Source organism: Caballeronia sp. KNU42 (assembly GCF_053760385.1).
In genome coordinates, this window is the sequence record NZ_CM132388.1 from 3,444,585 (window position 1) to 3,463,017 (window position 18,433).

At 60.6% G+C, this 18,433-nt stretch carries 14 protein-coding genes; 8 read left to right on the top strand and 6 right to left on the bottom strand.

All coding sequences use genetic code 11. From position 1 onward, the window contains the following. Positions 1 to 78 precede the first annotated feature (78 nt). The gene (locus ACSOSP_RS15595; RefSeq protein ID WP_455308056.1) at positions 79 to 1,353 is read left to right on the top strand and encodes an MFS transporter; all 1,275 of its coding nucleotides are present in this window, start codon (positions 79 to 81) and stop codon (positions 1,351 to 1,353) included. A gap of 121 nt (positions 1,354 to 1,474) precedes the next feature. Here ACSOSP_RS15595 and secF read toward each other — a convergent pair whose 3' ends face one another. From secF to queA, 5 genes are all read right to left on the bottom strand, one after another. Further along, entirely contained in the window at positions 1,475 to 2,425 is a 951-nt protein-coding gene (gene secF / locus ACSOSP_RS15600) for a protein translocase subunit SecF (RefSeq protein WP_455308058.1), read from the bottom strand. A gap of 17 nt (positions 2,426 to 2,442) precedes the next feature. Continuing rightward, on the bottom strand, positions 2,443 to 4,512 hold the full coding sequence (gene secD / locus ACSOSP_RS15605; protein ID WP_455308060.1) for a protein translocase subunit SecD: 2,070 nt from the start codon (positions 4,510 to 4,512) through the stop codon (positions 2,443 to 2,445). Positions 4,513 to 4,617: 105 nt separating this feature from the next. Next, positions 4,618 to 4,941 carry a preprotein translocase subunit YajC gene (yajC, locus tag ACSOSP_RS15610; RefSeq protein WP_062091715.1) on the bottom strand — a complete coding sequence of 108 codons (324 nt, stop codon included), beginning with the start codon at positions 4,939 to 4,941 and terminating at the stop codon, positions 4,618 to 4,620. Between the two features lie 171 nt (positions 4,942 to 5,112). After that, on the bottom strand, positions 5,113 to 6,300 hold the full coding sequence (tgt, locus tag ACSOSP_RS15615) for a tRNA guanosine(34) transglycosylase Tgt (RefSeq protein ID WP_455308062.1): 1,188 nt from the start codon (positions 6,298 to 6,300) through the stop codon (positions 5,113 to 5,115). A gap of 242 nt (positions 6,301 to 6,542) precedes the next feature. Then, positions 6,543 to 7,595, bottom strand: a complete 1,053-nt coding sequence (gene queA, locus ACSOSP_RS15620; RefSeq protein ID WP_455308064.1) for a tRNA preQ1(34) S-adenosylmethionine ribosyltransferase-isomerase QueA — start codon at positions 7,593 to 7,595, stop codon at positions 6,543 to 6,545. 346 nt (positions 7,596 to 7,941) lie between these two features. Here queA and recG point away from each other — a divergent pair, with 346 nt between their 5' ends. The 7 genes from recG (at position 7,942) to ACSOSP_RS15655 (ending at position 17,494) form a co-directional block, all read left to right on the top strand. Next, complete coding sequence (gene recG / locus ACSOSP_RS15625) at positions 7,942 to 10,182, top strand: ATP-dependent DNA helicase RecG (RefSeq protein ID WP_455308065.1); 2,241 nt, start codon at positions 7,942 to 7,944, stop codon at positions 10,180 to 10,182. Positions 10,183 to 10,373: 191 nt separating this feature from the next. Further along, positions 10,374 to 11,333 (top strand): hydrogen peroxide-inducible genes activator, encoded by a 960-nt coding sequence (locus ACSOSP_RS15630; RefSeq protein WP_455308067.1) that lies wholly within the window; start codon positions 10,374 to 10,376, stop codon positions 11,331 to 11,333. 359 nt (positions 11,334 to 11,692) lie between these two features. Further along, complete coding sequence (locus ACSOSP_RS15635) at positions 11,693 to 13,177, top strand: catalase (RefSeq protein WP_455308069.1); 1,485 nt, start codon at positions 11,693 to 11,695, stop codon at positions 13,175 to 13,177. A gap of 70 nt (positions 13,178 to 13,247) precedes the next feature. After that, on the top strand, positions 13,248 to 13,409 hold the full coding sequence (locus ACSOSP_RS15640) for a hypothetical protein (protein WP_160172434.1): 162 nt from the start codon (positions 13,248 to 13,250) through the stop codon (positions 13,407 to 13,409). A gap of 165 nt (positions 13,410 to 13,574) precedes the next feature. Then, positions 13,575 to 14,066 carry a Dps family protein gene (locus ACSOSP_RS15645; protein ID WP_455308071.1) on the top strand — a complete coding sequence of 164 codons (492 nt, stop codon included), beginning with the start codon at positions 13,575 to 13,577 and terminating at the stop codon, positions 14,064 to 14,066. A 184-nt stretch (positions 14,067 to 14,250) separates the two neighbouring features. Beyond that, complete coding sequence (gene ubiA, locus ACSOSP_RS15650) at positions 14,251 to 15,111, top strand: 4-hydroxybenzoate octaprenyltransferase (RefSeq protein WP_455308073.1); 861 nt, start codon at positions 14,251 to 14,253, stop codon at positions 15,109 to 15,111. 187 nt (positions 15,112 to 15,298) lie between these two features. Further along, positions 15,299 to 17,494 carry an Ig-like domain-containing protein gene (locus ACSOSP_RS15655; protein WP_455308075.1) on the top strand — a complete coding sequence of 732 codons (2,196 nt, stop codon included), beginning with the start codon at positions 15,299 to 15,301 and terminating at the stop codon, positions 17,492 to 17,494. A 112-nt stretch (positions 17,495 to 17,606) separates the two neighbouring features. Here the strand turns inward: ACSOSP_RS15655 and proC are convergent, their stop codons facing one another. Then, the gene (proC, locus tag ACSOSP_RS15660) at positions 17,607 to 18,419 is read right to left on the bottom strand and encodes a pyrroline-5-carboxylate reductase (RefSeq protein WP_455308076.1); all 813 of its coding nucleotides are present in this window, start codon (positions 18,417 to 18,419) and stop codon (positions 17,607 to 17,609) included. Positions 18,420 to 18,433: the final 14 nt, after the last annotated feature.

The following is an 18,433-nucleotide window of genomic DNA, read 5'->3' on the forward strand; positions in this document are numbered from 1 at the left end:
ATCCGGTTTTCGGTGTGGCACAGTCGGTGGCGTTTACATACTTGCCGGCAGCCCGTTACATCGACAGAGGAGAGATGCATGAGCAGTACGTCATCAGCAGTACCGATCAGTCGCCCCGCCGCGTGGCGCGCGGTGGTCGCCGCGTCCATAGGCAACGCGCTCGAATGGTTCGACCTCGTGGTCTACGGGTTCTTCGCGGTCGTTATCTCGAAGCTGTTTTTTCCGTCGGGCAACGACTCGGTGTCCATCCTGTTGACACTCGGAACGTTTGGCGTATCGTTTTTCATGCGGCCGCTCGGCGCCATCGTGCTGGGCGCGTATGCCGACAGGGCAGGGCGCAAGGCCGCGCTCACGCTGTCCATCCTGTTGATGATGATGGGCACGTTCATCATTGCGGTGTTGCCCACTTACTCGTCCATCGGGGTTGCCGCGCCGCTGATCCTGGTGCTCGCGCGCCTGATGCAGGGCTTTTCTGCCGGCGGTGAGTTTGGCAGCGCGACGGCGTTCCTGGCCGAGCACGTTCCCGGCCGGCGTGGTTTCTTCGCGAGCTGGCAAGTCGCAAGCCAGGGCTTGACCACGCTCCTTGCGGCGATATTCGGCGTAGTGCTGACCGGCAACCTCTCGCCGGAACAGATGAGTACATGGGGCTGGCGTGTGCCGTTCATCTTTGGTTTGCTCATCGGGCCGGTGGCGTACTACATCCGCACTCGCCTCGACGAAACGCCGGAATTCCTTGCAGCCGTTCCTACCACGACGCCTTTGCGCGACACCTTCGCGTCGAACAAGGAACGCTTGCTGATCGCCATTGGAACGGTGGTCCTGGGCACGGTGGCGACTTATCTCGTGCTCTTCATGCCGACGTATGCGATCCGCCAGTTGGGGCTTGCGCCATCGGTGGCTTTCTCCGCGATCCTGCTCACGGGCGCGATCCAGATGGTGCTTTCACCCTTCGTAGGTCATCTCTCCGATACCCACGGCCGCACGCGCATCATGCTGATCTCGGCGGTGCTATTGCTCGTGTTGATCTTTCCTCTCTTCACCTGGCTCGTCGGCCATCCGACTTTCGGCACGCTGCTGGTCGTTCAAGCGGTGCTCGGCGTCTTGATGACCGGGTACTTCGCGGCGCTGCCGGGGTTGTTATCGGAGATGTTTCCGGTTGCCACGCGCACGACCGGAATGTCGCTGGCTTATAACATTGCGGTCACGGTGTTCGGCGGATTTGGGCCGTTCATCATCACGTGGCTGATTGCATCGACGGGGTCGAAAGCCGCGCCGAGCTTCTATCTCATTTTTGCCGCTGTGGTGAGCCTCGTCGCATTGATGGCGGCGCGCAAGCGGCTGGGATTCAAGTGACGGTTTCGGGTGGGCTTGTTGGCACGTAGACGTTCGAATTGCCGGCTCAAAAGCAAAAAAGGCCGATTCGCAAGAATCGGCCTTTTTTTAAATCTCGAAGCTCACATCCTGGAGCCTGCGATCAAACCTCAGCGCCTGCGTTCGGATCGCCCGGATCGTATTTCGGCTTCTTGTCTTTCACCAGGTCTTCGCGTTTCACGCCCAGCCACATGGCCAGCGCGGCCGCGACGAACACCGACGAATAGATACCGAACAAGATCCCGACCGTCAGCGCCAGCGCGAAGTAATGCAACGTTGCGCCGCCGAACAGGAACATGGACAACACCATCATTTCCGTACAGCCGTGGGTAATGATGGTTCGCGACATAGTGCTGGTGATGGCGTGGTTGATCACCTCGATCACCGTCATCTTGCGTTGCTTGCGGAAGGTCTCACGAATCCGGTCGAAGATAACGACCGACTCGTTCACCGAATACCCGAGCACCGCGAGAATAGCCGCCAGCACGGAGAGCGAGAACTCCCACTGGAAGAACGCGAAGAAGCCAAGAATGATCACCACGTCGTGCAAGTTGGCGATCACGCCGGCTACCGCGTATTTCCACTCGAAGCGGAACGACAGGTAGATCACGATACCGATCACCACGCACGCCAGCGCAAGCAAGCCGTTGGTCACGAGTTCTTTACCGACCTGCGGACCGACGAACTCCACGCGTTGCAACTGCACTTGCGCGTCCTGGTTCTTCAACGCGGTCATCACCTGATCGCTCTGCTGCGCCGACGTCAAACCCTGCTTCAACGGCAGGCGAATCAGTACGTCACGTGACGTGCCGAAGTTCTGCACCTGGGCATCGGGATAACCGAGCGCGCCCAATGTGCCGCGCACCGGTTCAAGCGGCACCGCTTGCGGATACTGCACTTCCACCACCGTCCCGCCGGTGAACTCCACCGACAGATGTAGTCCACGATGCACGAGGAAAAACACAGCCGCGAGGAACGTGATGAGCGAGATTGCGTTGAAGATCAACGCGCGCTGCATCAGCGGTAAGTCGCGGCGAATACGAAAGAATTCCATGATTTATTCTCCGGGACTCAGTTGGACGAGCCGGGTTTTTTCGGTTCAATACCAGGCCCCGAGCGACGCCGCGCGACCGGCTTGCCGGTACGGACAGGCGGCGCGGCCTGCTTTTGGGAGCGGGCCGGAGCCGGTGCTTTGGCGCGCGTAGCAGGCAGGACGACTTGATCGACGTCGGAGTCGTCGCCACGCTCGTTTGCCAGGTAAGCAGCAGTGGCCGCAGCCGTGTCGCTGCCGGCGGGACGCCAGACTTGGCCGATTGCGAGCGACTGCAACTTCTTCTTGCCGCCGTACCAGAGGTTCACGAGGCCGCGCGAGAAGAACACGGCCGAGAACATCGACGTCAGGATGCCGATACAGTGCACGACCGCAAAGCCGCGCACCGGACCGGAACCGAACGCCAGCAGCGCCAGACCGGCGATAAGCGTCGTCACGTTCGAGTCGACAATTGTTGCCCATGCATGCGCAAAACCGTTCTGGATAGCAAGTTGCGGCGGCGCGCCGTTACGCAGCTCCTCGCGGATCCGCTCGTTGATCAGCACGTTCGCGTCGATTGCCATACCGAGTGCCAGTGCAATAGCCGCAATACCCGGCAGCGTCAGCGTGGCCTGCAGCATCGAGAGAATGGCGATCAGCAGCAACAGATTCACCGACAGCGACAACATGGAGATCAAGCCGAACAGCATGTAGTACGCGATCATGAAGACGGCGATCGCGGCGAAACCGTACTGCACGGAATCGAAGCCCTTCTTGATGTTGTCGGCGCCAAGGCTCGGGCCGATCGTGCGTTCTTCGATGATGTCCATAGGCGCTGCGAGCGATCCCGCGCGCAGCAACAGCGCGAGGTCGGCGGCAGCTTGCGGTGAAGGCTGGCCCGTGATCTGGAAGCGGTCGCCGAGCTCGGACTGGATGGTCGCAACCGTCAGCACTTCGCCTTTGCCCTTTTCGAACAGGATCATGGCCATCGGCTTACCGATGTTGTCGCGCGACACGCTGCTCACTGCACGGCCGCCGGCGGCGTCCAGGCGAATGTTCACTGACGGACGCTGATGTTCGTCGAAACCCGCCGACGCATCGATGATCCGGTCACCCGTGAAGATCACCTGCTTTCTCACGAGCGTCGGGCCGTTATTGCCCTGCGTGAAGAGTTCGTCGCCGGGAGGAACCGGGTCGTTCGGACCGGGATGGGTATTGGTCGGATCGGCGAGACGGGCTTCAAGCGTCGCCGTCCGGCCGATGATGTCCTTCGCCTTCGCCGTGTCCTGCACACCGGGCAATTCGACCACGATCCGGTCCGAGCCTTGCTGCTGGATCACCGGCTCGGCCACGCCGAGTTCGTTCACACGGTTGTGCAGTGTGACGATGTTCTGTTTCAGCGCGCTGTCTTCCGCCAGCTTTTGCGCGGCCGGCGTGAACGTGCCGACCACCTGGTAACCGTCACCGCCCTGACGCGTCGCCCATTGCAGTTCGCTCAGGCCACCCGTCAGCAGAGTGCGCGCGGCGTCGGCTGCAGATTGATCGGCGAAATTCACCACGACCGATTGATTCACGCGATTCACACCGCCATCGCGGATGTTTTTATCGCGTAACAGCGCGCGGGCATCCGCGGCGTTCGAGTCGAGTTTCTTGTTCAGCGCACCCGCCATGTCCACTTGCAACAGGAAGTGGACACCGCCGCGCAAGTCCAGGCCGAGGTACATGGGCAGCGCGTGCAACGCGCTCAACCAGCGCGGGGAGGCTGCCTGCAAATTCAGCGCGACGATATATTGAGGATCGCTCGGGTCGCTGTTGAGCGTTTTCTGCAACAGATCCTTCACGCGCAACTGCGTGTCGGTGTCTTTCAGGCGCACGCGGATGTTGGAGTTCAACGACGAATTGTCGAACGTCACTTCATCGGGCGTAACCTTGTCGGCGGCCAGCGCGTTTTCGATGTTGGCAAGCGTGGTTGAATCCAGCTTGACCGTTGCCTTGCCGCTCGATACCTGCACCGCCGGCGCTTCGCCGAAAAAATTGGGCAGTGTATAGACGAGGCCGATGACTAGCGCCACCAGCATCACGGCATATTTCCAAAGTGGGTAGCGATTCATGGGGATGGCCGAACAGGAGAGTTGGCGAGGAGGGGTAAGCGACGCGTCCGGCGATGAGCGGGCAACTGGCCGCGGAGGCCGCGCCGGACGCGAGAAAAGTTGACCTTAGAGCGACTTGATCGTGCCTTTCGGGAGGATCGTCGTGACAGCAGCCTTCTGGATGGTAATTTCCGTACCTTCCGAAATCTCGACGCCAACGTACGCATCCGTCACCTTCGTGACCTTACCGACAATACCGCCGTTCGTGACCACTTCGTCGCCCTTCGCCATGGCGGACAGCATATTGCGATGTTCCTTCTGGCGCTTCATTTGCGGACGAATCATGATGAAATACAGTACTGCAAACATCAAAATGAGCGGCAAGAAGCTCATGATGCTCGACTGGGCGCCATCTGCGCCGCCGCCGAAGGCCTTCGAAATAAAATCCACGTCCGTCTCTCCGTTGTAACGATCAGAAAATTAGCCCGCTATTCTACCACCGGGCCACGCCACGCAAGCGCGGAATGCGCTTTGTGATCAAGCTGTTAAAGCGTGACGTAAAGCGATTGTAATGTTTATCAAGCCGATTGCAGATTCAATGGCCTGACGTTAGCCATCCGGTCAGTCAATTCCACGTGCGCGATCCTCTTTAAACTGCTTCACGAATGCGTCAAACGCGTGATTTTCGATTGAATCGCGGATTTCCTGCATGAGCTGCAGGTAGTAGTGCAGGTTGTGAATCGTGTTCAGTTGCGAGCCGAGGATTTCACCCACGCGATGCAAATGGTGCAGATAACCGCGCGTGAAGTTACGGCAGGTGTAGCAACCGCAGGTTTCATCGAGTGGCTTGAGCGAGTTTTTATGCGCCGCGTTGCGGATCTTGACGTCGCCGAAACGGGTGAACAGCCAGCCGTTACGTGCGTTGCGGGTCGGCATCACGCAGTCGAACATGTCGACGCCCGACGCCACGCCTGCCACCAGGTCCTCCGGCGTGCCGACGCCCATCAGGTAATGCGGTTTGTCGGCGGGAAGCTTCGGGCCGATGTGCTCCAGCACGCGCATCATGTCTTCCTTCGGCTCGCCAACGGACAAACCGCCGATCGCGAAGCCGTGGAAACCGATATCGGCGAGACCCGCCAGCGATTCGTCGCGCAAATCTTCGAACATGCCGCCCTGGACAATGCCGAACAGCGCGTTCGGATTTTCACCCTTGGCGAATTCGTCCACTGAACGCTTGGCCCAGCGCATCGACATGCGCATGGAGTCGGCTGCGTCCTGATGCGGCGTGGGCACGTCGTTGGTGGCGTACGGCGTGCATTCGTCGAACTGCATCACGATGTCGGAGTTCAGCACCTTCTGGATCTGCATCGAGATTTCCGGCGATAAAAACAGCTTGTCGCCATTGATGGGTGACGCGAACGTGACGCCATCCTCGGTGATCTTGCGCAGATCGCCGAGGGAAAAGACCTGGAAACCGCCGGAATCGGTGAGGATGGGACGATGCCAGTTCATGAACCGATGCAGACCGCCGTGCGCCGCGATCGTTTCGAGCCCGGGGCGCAGCCAGAGGTGGAACGTGTTGCCGAGGATGATCTGCGCGTTCATTTCCTCAAGCTCGCGCGGCGCGACGGCCTTCACCGTTCCGTACGTTCCGACAGGCATGAAGATCGGTGTTTCGACCACGCCGTGGTTCAAGGTCACGCGGCCGCGACGGGCCTGGCCGTCCGTGGTAATCAGCTCGAACTTGAGGCCGTTTTCCGGGCGTTGGGTTGTATCAAGGGTATCGGTCGTGCTGCTTGCTTCGGTCATACAAAAGCTCCTGTGCCACCGGAAGCAGCTTTGCATGGGGCCGGAGTAAGGCACTGAAGTGCCAACTCCGGACCGGCAAGTCCGGCGCAGATGGGTAGGGTTTTCGGGCGCCTCGGATCTTACGTGACCCGCTCAATTGGTCTTGAGGGAAGGCGAAATTGGGTGAGGTGATTGCGACCGGCACCATGGTACGCGGCACATTCAATCGTTCTTTCGTTGCGGCTGCGTCACAGACGGCGTTCTCAAGCCGCCGTTTGCCGCGTGAGCAGCATCGCATCGCCGTAACTGAAGAACCGATACCGCTCTTCAATCGCATGCGCATACGCCGCGCGAATCGGGTCCATGCCGGCGAACGCCGACACCAGCATCATCAGCGTGGATTTCGGCAAATGGAAGTTCGTTACGAGCCGGTCGACCACTCGAAACCGATATCCCGGCGTGATGAAAATGTCCGTCTCGGCGCTGGTTTCCGCGAGCGGCCGGCCAGCTTCGGCGGCATCACGCGCAGCCGCCTCAAGCGCCCGCAGCGACGTCGTGCCGACTGCAATCACCCGGTTTCCCCGCGCTTTCGTCGCCGTGATCTTGTCCGCGAGTTGCTGCGGCAGCCGATACCATTCGCTATGCATCTTGTGCTCCGCGAGGTTCTCCACCCGCACAGGCTGGAACGTGCCCGCGCCCACGTGCAGCGTCAGCGTTGCACGCTCCACGCCGCGCGCGTCGAGCGCGGCAAACAGCGCCGTGTCGAAATGCAGACCGGCCGTGGGCGCCGCGACCGCGCCGGGGTTCGCCGCGTAGACGGTCTGGTAGCGGGTTTCATCGAAGGAATCGGGATCGTGCTCTATATACGGCGGTAACGGCAGGCGGCCATATTGCTCGATCAGCGTGAGGCAATCGGCCGGGAAATGCAGCGTGTAGAACGGTTCCACGCGCTCGCCGACAGTGACCTCGAATGCATCGGCGAGAACGAGTTTCGTGCCCGGCAACGGACTTTTGCTGGCGCGGACCTGCGCCAGCGCAGTGGTTGCGCCGGTCAGGCGCTCGACCAGCACCTCGATACGGCCACCGCTGGCCTTTTGGCCGAGGAACCGAGCCTTCAGGACTTTGGTATCGTTGAAGACAAGCAGGTCGCCGGGTTCGAGCAGGTTCGGCAGTTCGGTGAAATGGCGATCGGTGAAGGCGGCGGTCGCGGCGTGGTTATCCACGTCGAGCAAACGGCTCGCGCTGCGCTCGGTGAGCGCCGTTTGCGCGATCAGCTCGGGCGGCAGATTAAAATCGAAGTCGGAAAGCGTGAACATGGGGAAAGCGAGTCGATGCGCGATCAAACGCGCGTTAGTTTGGCAAGGGGACGCGGGTGGGCATGGGCCCGGTGCGGTTTTTCAGGTTTCATGGCCCGGCTGCCTGATCGACCGTTGCGACGGTTTCATATAACGTCGCGGCCTTTCGAAATCACAGCGCGGCTTGCCAGTTTCACTCCGGAAAGCCTTTGATTTCGCGGCTGCGGTCCATATAACCAAGGGGCAAAAAGCCATTGCCGGATAGCTATTCAGGCGCTTTAACGAACCCGCAAATACCGCCCGGCGCGCCAATAATGACCGTCTCGCCGTGCCGAACGAAGCCGATATTGTACTTTGAAGAGATTAGATGCCCTTGTCCGACCGCCGTTTGCTCGTTGCGCCTGACGCTGAAGATGCTCCCGATGCAGCCGGTGAACCCGACGCGCCCGTAGAAAAGCGCAAGCGGGGGCGAGCGGCGGGTGCGAAAACGCTAGCGAATCTGGAGATCGCCGCGGACAAGATCCAGCCGCTGAAACCCGCCGCCGCGCCCCCCAAACCCGTCGATAAGCTCGCCAAGCTCGGCCTCAAATCCGATATCGATCTCGTGCTGCATCTGCCGATGCGCTACGAGGACGAAACCAGCATCACGCCGATCGGCCACCTGATCCCCGGCGACAACACCCAAACCGAAGGCGTGGTATTCGACAACGAGATCGCGTACCGCCCGCGTCGACAGTTGCTCGTCAAGATCCACGACGACGCCGGCGACGAACTCACCCTGCGTTTCCTCAATTTCTACGGTTCTCAAGTCAAGCAGATGGCAATCGGCGTGCGCCTGCGCGTGCGTGGCGATGTGCGCGGCGGTTTTTTCGGCATGGAGATGGTGCATCCGTCGGTGCGTCCGGTGGATGAGGACACGCCGCTGCCGCAAGCGTTGACGCCGGTGTATCCGAGCACGGCGGGGGTGTCGCAGGCGTATTTGCGCAAGGCCATCGACAGCGCATTGTCGCGGGTTCATCTGCCCGAGTTGCTGCCGGAAAAAATCTCCCGCGCGCATCTGGATCCGCTGAATGTGCCCGCGTTGCTCGATGCCGTCAAAACGCTGCATCACCCGCACGCTGATTCCGATGAAAACGCGTTGATCGACGGCACGCATCCGGCGTGGACGCGCATCAAGTTCGAGGAGTTGCTCGCGCAGCAGTTGTCGCTCAAACGTGCGCACGAGGAACGCCGCACGCGTGCGGCTCCGGTGATGCCGCGCTTGCAGCATGTGCCGGAATCGCTGGTCGCGCGCTTCCTAAATACTTTGCCGTTCAAGCTGACCGGCGCGCAGGAACGCGTGTGCGCCGAGATATCGGGCGAACTCATGTTGCCGCACCCCATGCAGCGCCTGTTGCAAGGCGACGTAGGCAGCGGCAAGACGATCGTGGCGGCGCTTGCTGCCGCGCAAGCCATCGACGCTGGTTATCAAGCTGCGTTGATGGCGCCAACCGAAATCCTTGCTGAACAACACGCCCGCAAACTTCGCGCGTGGCTCGAGCCGCTCGGCGTGACGGTGGCATGGCTCGCCGGCAGCCTGAAGGCGAAGGAAAAACGAGCGGCGCTAGAAGCGGCCGCATCGGGCGCAGCGCAATTGGTGATCGGCACGCACGCAATCATTCAGGACGCGGTGGAGTTTGCGCGTCTTGGTTTTGTGATCGTCGATGAGCAGCATCGGTTTGGCGTCGCTCAGCGGCTTGCGTTGCGAGCCAAGGCGCACAACGCCGCCGATGGCGTCAACAACTTCCAGCCGCATCAACTGATGATGTCGGCCACGCCGATTCCGCGCACGCTCGCCATGACGTATTACGCGGATCTGGATGTATCGACGATCGATGAATTGCCGCCGGGGCGCACGCCGATCCTGACCAAACTCGTCGCCGATAACCGCCGCGAAGAAGTGATTGCCCGCGTGCGCGAAGCGGCGTTGACCGGGCGGCAAGTGTATTGGGTGTGTCCGCTGATCGAAGAAAGCGAGACGCTGCAATTGCAGACGGCGGTAGAGACGTACGAGACGCTGGTTGCCGCGTTGCCGGAATTGCGCATCGGGCTTGTACACGGGCGTTTGCCGCCCGCCGAGAAAGCCGCCGTCATGGATGCGTTCACGCGCGCCGAGGTCCAGTTGCTGGTCGCGACGACGGTGATCGAAGTCGGTGTGGACGTGCCGAACGCGTCGCTGATGGTGATTGAACACGCCGAGCGCTTTGGCCTGGCGCAGCTTCACCAGTTACGTGGCCGCGTGGGGCGGGGCAGCGCGGCATCCGTGTGCGTGCTGATGTACGCCGGGCCGTTGTCGCAGACAGCGCGCGCCCGTTTGCAGACGATGCGTGAAACCACCGATGGCTTCGAAATCGCCCGTCGCGACCTGGAGATCCGCGGTCCCGGCGAGTTCCTTGGCGCACGTCAGTCGGGTGCGGCGATGCTGCGTTTTGCGAGCCTGGAAAACGATGGCTGGCTGATCGAACCGGCGCGCGCGGCGGCGGACCAGATGCTCGCCCAGTTCCCCGAGGCCGTCACAAATCACCTGGCGCGATGGCTTGGTGCGCGCGAGCAATATCTGAAAGCTTGAACGCAGCGCGATTTCGCGGGTCTTAAGCGACTGCATGCAAGCACGGTCTGCCGCGATTGCATGCCGAGACCGATGGCGCGCGGGAGATTTCCTCCGCGGAGTCCAAGGCTTCGCATGGTCGCAGTTGGCGAATCCCCCTGACGGGTGTATAAGTCAAATCCTATCGATTCAATGACTCTGATTGGCCCCTAATGACCCTTACCGAATTGAAGTACATCGTTGCGGTGGCGCGCGAGCGGCATTTTGGCCGTGCGGCCGAGGCGTGTTTCGTGAGTCAGCCGACCTTGTCGGTAGCAATCAAGAAGCTGGAAGATGAACTGAACGTGCAGATTTTCGAGCGCGGCACCAGCGAAGTCAGCGTTACGCCGATCGGCGAACAGATCGTCACGCAGGCACAGCGCGTTCTGGAACAGACGCTCGCCATCAAGGAAATCGCAAAACTCGGCAAGGACCCGCTGGTCGGGCCGCTGCGTCTTGGCGTGATCTACACCATTGGGCCGTACCTGCTGCCCACGCTCGTCAAGCAGATGATCAAGCGCGTCCCGCAGATGCCGCTGATGCTGCAGGAAAATTACACGCTCAAGCTGATCGAACTGCTGAAACAGGGCGAAATCGATGTCGCCATCATGGCGCTGCCGTTTCCGGAAACGGGCTTGATGGTGCGCCCGCTATTTGATGAACCCTTTGTCGTCGCCATGCCGGCGGGTCATCCGTGGGAAAACCGCCCCAAGATCAATGCCGACGACCTGAAGCTGGAAACCATGCTGCTGCTGGGCAGCGGCCATTGTTTCCGCGATCACGTGCTCGGCGTGTGCCCTGAACTCATGCGTTTTTCGCAGAACGCGGACGGAATCCAGAAGACCTTCGAAGGGTCATCGCTGGAAACCATCAGGCATATGGTGGCCAGCGGCGTTGGCATTACCGTGCTGCCGCGGATGTCGGTGATGGAAGTGAAACCGCACGCGGGCGGCGTGGATGCGGGTCTCCTGAGCTACGTCCCCTTCGATGACCCGATCCCGGACCGGCGCGTCGTGCTGGCGTGGCGCAAGAGCTTCACGCGGATGCCGGCTATCGAAGCCATTTGCGACGCAATCGCTGCCTGCAATCTCCCGGGTGTCACGCGGCTAGAGTTGCCTGCCGCCGTCAACTAATCCTGTCTTAGCTGGATTTAGCTCGTACCGCGTCCAGACTGGGCGCGGCTTCCGGCACCATTTCCCCGCTTCTTTCAATCCTCGTGCGCCCAGGATTCATTCGACCTATCGCATAGATTAAGTTAATTGAATTCGATAAACAGATAGTCTTTGCTATTCTCACCTCCATGGATCGGCCCCGATCCACCAGAACAAACCGGAGGAAGCCATGACGCTGATCGCCCGCCAGGCCACGCAACTCGCCGCCGCTTATCGCGAAGCCAAAGGCGTTGTGGTGGACGTGCTAGCCAATTTCGCCTGCACGTGCTGAACACCCCCGAAATAACGTTTCGTCCCAGACAAACTTCACGGAGTAATCGATGACCAATCGCATCCTCACCACTGCAGCAGGCGCGCCAGTCGGCGACAACCAGAATTCGGTCACCGCCGGTCCACGCGGTCCGATCGCGCTGCAGGATTTCTGGCTGATCGAAAAGCTCGCCCATTTCGACCGCGAAGTGATTCCCGAGCGTCGTGTGCATGCCAAAGGATCGGGCGCGTTCGGCACGCTCAAGATCACGCACGATATTTCCCGCTTCACGAAAGCCAAGGTGTTCGCGGAAGTCGGCAAGCAAACACCGTTGTTCATGCGTTTTTCAACCGTTGCCGGTGAGCGGGGCGCGGCTGATGCCGAGCGCGACGTGCGCGGTTTCTCGATCAAGTTCTACACGGAAGAAGGTAACTGGGACGTGGTCGGCAACAACACGCCGGTGTTTTTCATCCGCGATCCGCTGAAATTTCCTGACTTCATCCATACGCAAAAGCGCGATCCGTACACCAACATGCGCAGCAACGTGGCGGCGTGGGACTTCTGGGCGCGGCATCCGGAATCGTTGCATCAGGTCACCATCCTGATGAGCGATCGTGGGATTCCGAAGAGCTACAGGCAGATGCATGGTTTCGGCTCGCACACGTATTCGTTCATCAACGCGAACAACGAGCGTTTTTATGTGAAGTTCCACTTCAAGTCGCAGCAGCCGCTCGAGAATTACACCGATGCCGAAGCGTCGGCCGTGGTCGGCGGTGATCGGGAAAGCGCGCAGCGTGACCTGGTGGATAACATCGATCGGGGTAATTTCCCGAAGTGGAATTTCCGCATCCAGGTGATGACGGAAGCAGAAGCCGCGACGTACCGCATGAATCCGTTCGATGTCACCAAGGTCTGGCCGCACAAGGATTTCCCGCTGATCGATGTGGGCACGATCGAGTTGAATCGCAACGCAGGCAATTATTTTGCGGATGTCGAGCAGGCCGCTTTCACGCCGGCGAACGTGGTGCCGGGTATTGGCTTCTCCCCGGATCGCTTGTTGCAAGGGCGCTTGTTCTCGTATGGCGATGCGCATCGGTATCGTCTTGGCATCAATCACCATCAGATTCCGGTGAACGCGCCGAAGACCGCCGTGCAGAACTCGTTTCATCGCGATGGCGGTATGCGCGTCGATGGCAACAGCGGCGGTCGCGTGAACTACGAGCCGAATCGCTTTGGCGACTTTGCGCAGGATCCGAGCGTGAACGAGCCGGCGCTGGCGGCGGGCGCGGTGGAGCGTTACGACCATCGTGAAGACGAGGACTACTACAGCCAGGCAGGCGCGCTGTTCCGCCTCTTCGATGACGCGCAAAAGCAGCGCTTCTTCGGCAACATCGCGCGGCATATTCACGGCGTGCCGAACGAGATCGTCAAGGTGCAGATCGAGCACTTCCGGCGTGCCGATCCGGCGTATGCGGCGGGTGTTGTCGCAGCGCTCGCGGCATTGGGCCAGAAGGTTGAAACGGCTGACGCAGACGTGGAAGCCGCGGTGAAATAAGCAGGGCGGGACGCGTTTTCAGACGACACGTTCCGCTCCGATCGACACGCAAGACTCAAGGAGAACGACGATGACACAAGCGATCATGACACTCGAACGGGCGGTAAGCGGTATCGAGGCAAAGAGCCTTAATGCGTCGCGCGGCGTACGGCTTGCGATCGGCTTTGGCATCGTCGCGGCGAGTTACGCAGCGGTGATTATCGAAGGATTGCATGGTGCGGGCCTGATCTGATTGCCCTGGCTGCGCGTCGTCCTGACGCATCCCGATAACCCTTGTGGCCCGCCTCCATGGCGGGTCGCACTGCGTTTCTAAGATAAACTCACGAACGTTCGGCGCGCCCGGCAGCAGCATCGGCCGGGTCGCTCGCACTGTTCGTATCACTCTCACGGAGTCACTATGGCGAAGAAAATCGCATCACCGGCTGTGAACATCGGTATCAGCGACAAAGACCGCAAGAAGATCGCCGATGGTTTGTCGCATCTATTGGCCGATACCTACACGCTGTATCTGAAGACCCATAATTTTCACTGGAACGTCACGGGGCCGATGTTCAACACGCTCCATTTGATGTTCGAAGGGCAATATACGGAACTGGCGCTGGCTGTCGATGCAATCGCCGAACGCATTCGCGCATTGGGCGTGTATGCGCCGGGTAGCTATCGCGAATTCGCGAAGCTGTCGTCCATTCCTGAAGCCGATGGCATTCCGGTCGCCGAAGAGATGATTCGCCAGTTGGTGGAAGGTCAGGAAGCGGTCGTGCGCACGGCGCGCGCCATTTTCCCGCTGACCGACAGCGCCAATGACGAGCCGACGGCAGACTTGCTCACACAGCGCATGCAGATTCACGAAAAGACCGCGTGGATGTTGCGCGCGATGCTCGGGCAGTAAGCGTTGGTTTAGCCGTCATGCATTGAGCGTGGCGAATGGAATGGAAGAAGCCCCGCGGTTGGCAGAACGCGGGGCTTTTGGTTTTTGAGGGTTTATTCGCCGCGTCAAACCAGAAGCGAAAAGCAACCGCAAATCGCCGCTGCCTTAAAATGCGGTTACCGCCATTTGCCGCCGTTCATTCGCCATGCTCGCTCGCCTCCCGCTGTATCTTCGCCTCGTCCGCATGGACAAGCCCATCGGCAGCTTGCTGTTGCTGTGGCCGACGCTCAACGCGTTGTGGATTGCATCGAACGGTCATCCGTCGCCCATGCTTTTGCTGATCTTCGTGCTTGGCACGTTGCTCATGCGCTCGGCGGGTTGCGCGATCAACGACTACGCCGACCGCGACTTCGATAAACACGTAAAGCGCACTGAAAATCGTCCGATCACATCCGGCAAGATTGCGGCATGGGAAGCCGTGGCGCTGGCGGCGGCGTTATCGCTGATTGCGTTCTTGCTGATCCTGCCGCTCAACACACTGACCAAAGAACTCTCGGTGTTCGCGCTGTTTGTCGCTGGGAGTTATCCGTTCACGAAGCGGTTTTTCGCAATACCTCAGGCGTATCTCGGCATCGCGTTTGGCTTCGGCATCCCCATGGCTTTTGCCGCTGTGCAGGACCACGTCCCCGCGCTCGCGTGGATCATGCTCGCCGCCAACGTGTTCTGGTCAGTCGCCTACGATACCGAATACGCCATGGTCGATCGCGACGATGACATCAAGATCGGCATCCGCACTTCGGCGCTGACATTCGGACGCTTCGATGTCCTCGCGATCATGCTTTGCTATGCCACAACGCTCGGGATCTACGTATGGATCGGCTTCACGCTGGCGTTCGGCGCGTTGTACTGGATCGGCTGGGCGGCGGCGGTCGCGTGCGCGATCTATCACTACACGCTGATCAAGAACCGCGAACGCATGCCGTGCTTCGCAGCGTTCAAACACAACAACTGGCTGGGCGGCGTGCTGTTCGCGGGCATCGCGGCGAGCTACCTAATCGCGCGATAGAGGCGCCTGATTCACCTTACTTCAGCCTTTCGGTGCATTGTATTTAGGATTTTGCCGATATTTGTAAGTCTCTCCGGCCTCGAAGATAGCGAGCCGTTCGACTGCCCGCGTGGCACCGAACGGTGAATCCCTTGAACGGACGTTTCCGAGTGGGGGCGTCCGTTTCATTTCGCTTAGAGGCTAATAAATGTCGCAGACGCAAGATAAAAACGCATTATTCACCGACGCCGCAGCCGCACCGGCTGAGCCGCTCATTACTACTATCGTTGATGCGGCGGGCCCGCTGGCGGGGTACATCCCGCCGACCGGACTGGCTTCGGACGCACAGCCAACCGTTTTGGGCACTGGCGTCGCCGGCAACATCATCAATCTCTACGACAACAACGTCCTGCTCGGCACCGCGCTCGTCAATTCCACGGGTCGCTGGAGTTTCCAGCCGCAAACGCCGTTGTCCAGCGGTAAGCATGAAATCACCGCCACGCAGTCGGACGGCGTGCATACCAGCGCGGTGGCGGAGTCCTATCCGTTCAGCGTCGCGCAGATCATGGTGACGGGCGTGACAGAGAGTGACGGCACGGCAGTCGCAAATGGCGGCACGGCGCATGGCACGATCACGGTGACCGGCTGGATCGCGGACGCAAATATCGACGGGAGCCACATCGCGCTGTTCGTGTCGGGCGGCAATATGGGCACCGGCACGGTTTTGTTCAGCCAGGTCACCGTAAGCGGCAACACGTTCTCTGCAGTGATATCGCAGGACAGCGCGGTGAACGCGATATTCCATACCAGCTTGGCTGACGGCACTTATCACATTGATGCCGCCGCTAACACGCCCTCGGGCAAGATCCTCACCGTGTCCGACCCGCGCATGGGCTTCAATGTCACCGAAATCTGGGCACCCGCGCCCACGGTCCTCGGCTTGACGGAACACACGCTCAATGGTCTCTATGACCTGGGCAACGGTGACACGACGCATGACGCGTCTCCCACCTTCGCACTGGTGACTGTTGCTGGCGATACTTATTCGCTCTACGACAACGGCACGCTCGTCGCCTCCGTGGTGGCAACGAGCTCTCAGATGGGTTGGACTGTGCCGGCACTATCGAATGGCGTGCACAATCTCTCGATCACGCACACCAACGCGGGCGGCACAAGCGCGCCGACGAGCTGGACCGTCACCGTTGATGCAACCCCGCCCGCAGTGCCGGTGATCACGACGATCCACGATGCGACGGGCCCGCTGACCGGTTATATCCCGCCGGACGGACTGGCTTCCGATGCACAGCCGAAGATCATGGGCACCGGCCACGCCGGCGACACGATCAACGTGTTCGATCACACCACGCTGCTCGGCACGGCGCTCGTCGATTCGACCGGACGCTGGAACTTCACGCCGCAAACCCCGCTGGCGGCCGGCGCACATGAGTTGTTCGCCACGCAGTCGGACGGCGTGCATACCAGCGCGGTAGCGGAGTCGTATCCGTTCACTCTCGCGCAGATCATGGTGACGGGCGTGACGGCGAGCGACGGCACGGCAATCGCCAACGGCGGAGCGGCGCACGGCACGATCACGGTGACCGGCTGGATCGCGGACGCAAATATCGACGGGAGCCACATCGCGCTGTACGTGTCGGGCGGCAATATGGGCACGGGCTCGGTTTTGTTCAGCCATGTCACCGTGAGCGGAAACACGTTCTCGGCAGTGGTATCGCAGGACAGCGCGATTAGCGCGATATCCCATCTCAGCATGGCCGACGGCACTTATCACATCGATGCCGCCGCAAACACGTCCTCGGGCAAGGTCCTCACCGTGTCCGACCCGCGCATGGGCTTCAACGTCACGGAAACGTGGTCGGACGCATCAGTTCAGGCGGTCAGCGCCGTTCATACCGATGCAGCTACCGCTGCCGCTACCAGCCACACTGTCGACCTGAGCGCCGATCCGGCATCGTTCTTCAAGTCGGCTTCAGCGCATATTGCAGGCAGCGCGGACGGTGTCCACACGCTGCATCTGACGAGCGATCATGGCGTGCTGGACCTGACGTCGTTGTCGGGCAAGACGGCGGCGGCGAAGGTATCGGGTATCGATACAGTCGATCTCGGCGGCGCGCACAACGCGCTGAAGCTGTCGTTGACCGATGTCCTGAATCTCGGCCAGCCGGACCTGTTCCAGCACGACGGCAAGCAGCAGATGGTCGTGCAGGGCTCGAATGGCGACAGCGTCGATTTGTCGAATGCGCATATCGCCGGCGTGGCCGACGGTCAATGGCAGCAACACGGTGCGACGCAAGTCGGCGGCGTGACCTACAACGTGTACGAGCATTCCGGTGCGCACGCCGAATTGCTGGTCCAGCAAGGCGTGCAGATCGCGCTGCACGGCTAAAGCGTTGAGCGATTGACTGCGCGGTTCGACCAACGGTTGAGCCGCGGAAGATGAGAAAACGCCGCTGCGGGAGCGCTCCCGCAGCGGCGTTTTTCTTGCGGCTGTGAAAAGCTCAAGCCTTCCCCAACTCCTCGCCCATCTCCTTCGCCCGCGCGTCGGCGGCCAACGCGCCACGGACAATAGCGTCCTTCACGCCCTGGGCATCGAAGGAAGCTAAAGCGGCGGCAGTCGTCCCGCCCTTCGATGTCACGCGTTCCCGCAACACGCTCGCCGGTTCACTGGATTGCGCCGCCAACTGCGCCGCACCCGTGAAGGTAGCCACCGCGAGCGCGCGGCCTTGTTCCTCGTCCATGCCAAGTTGTCGCGCGGCTTCCTGCATCGCTTCGATGAAATAGAACACGTACGCCGGGCCGCTCCCCGAAATGGCGGTGACGGCATCGATCTTCGCTTCGTCGCCGAACCATACGATTTCGCCGACCGCCTCAAGTACCTTCGATGCCAGCGCCTTCGCTGCACTATCAACACCGGGCAGCGCGGCCAGACCCGTCACGCCCATGCCGATCAACGCCGGTGTGTTCGGCATCGTGCGTACGATCTGCGTATAACCACCGAGCCAGCGCGACAGGTCAACGGCACGAATCCCGGCCGCGATGCTGATCACCAGTTGCGTCGACAACACCGGCTGCAGCGCGGCGGCCACGTCCTTCAAGACCTGCGGTTTCACGGCGAGGAGGATGGCGTCGTAGTCAGCGAGTGTTGAATCGATGGACTCGGCAGTAGCCACACCGAAATCCTTTCCGGCACGAGCGCGCGCCTCTTCGCCCGGATCGACAACATACAAATCCGCCGCCGCCACGCCGCGCTTGATCAGACCGCCGATAAGCGCGGACGCCATGTTGCCGCCACCGATAAACGCAATTTTCATAGTGAGTTCAGGTC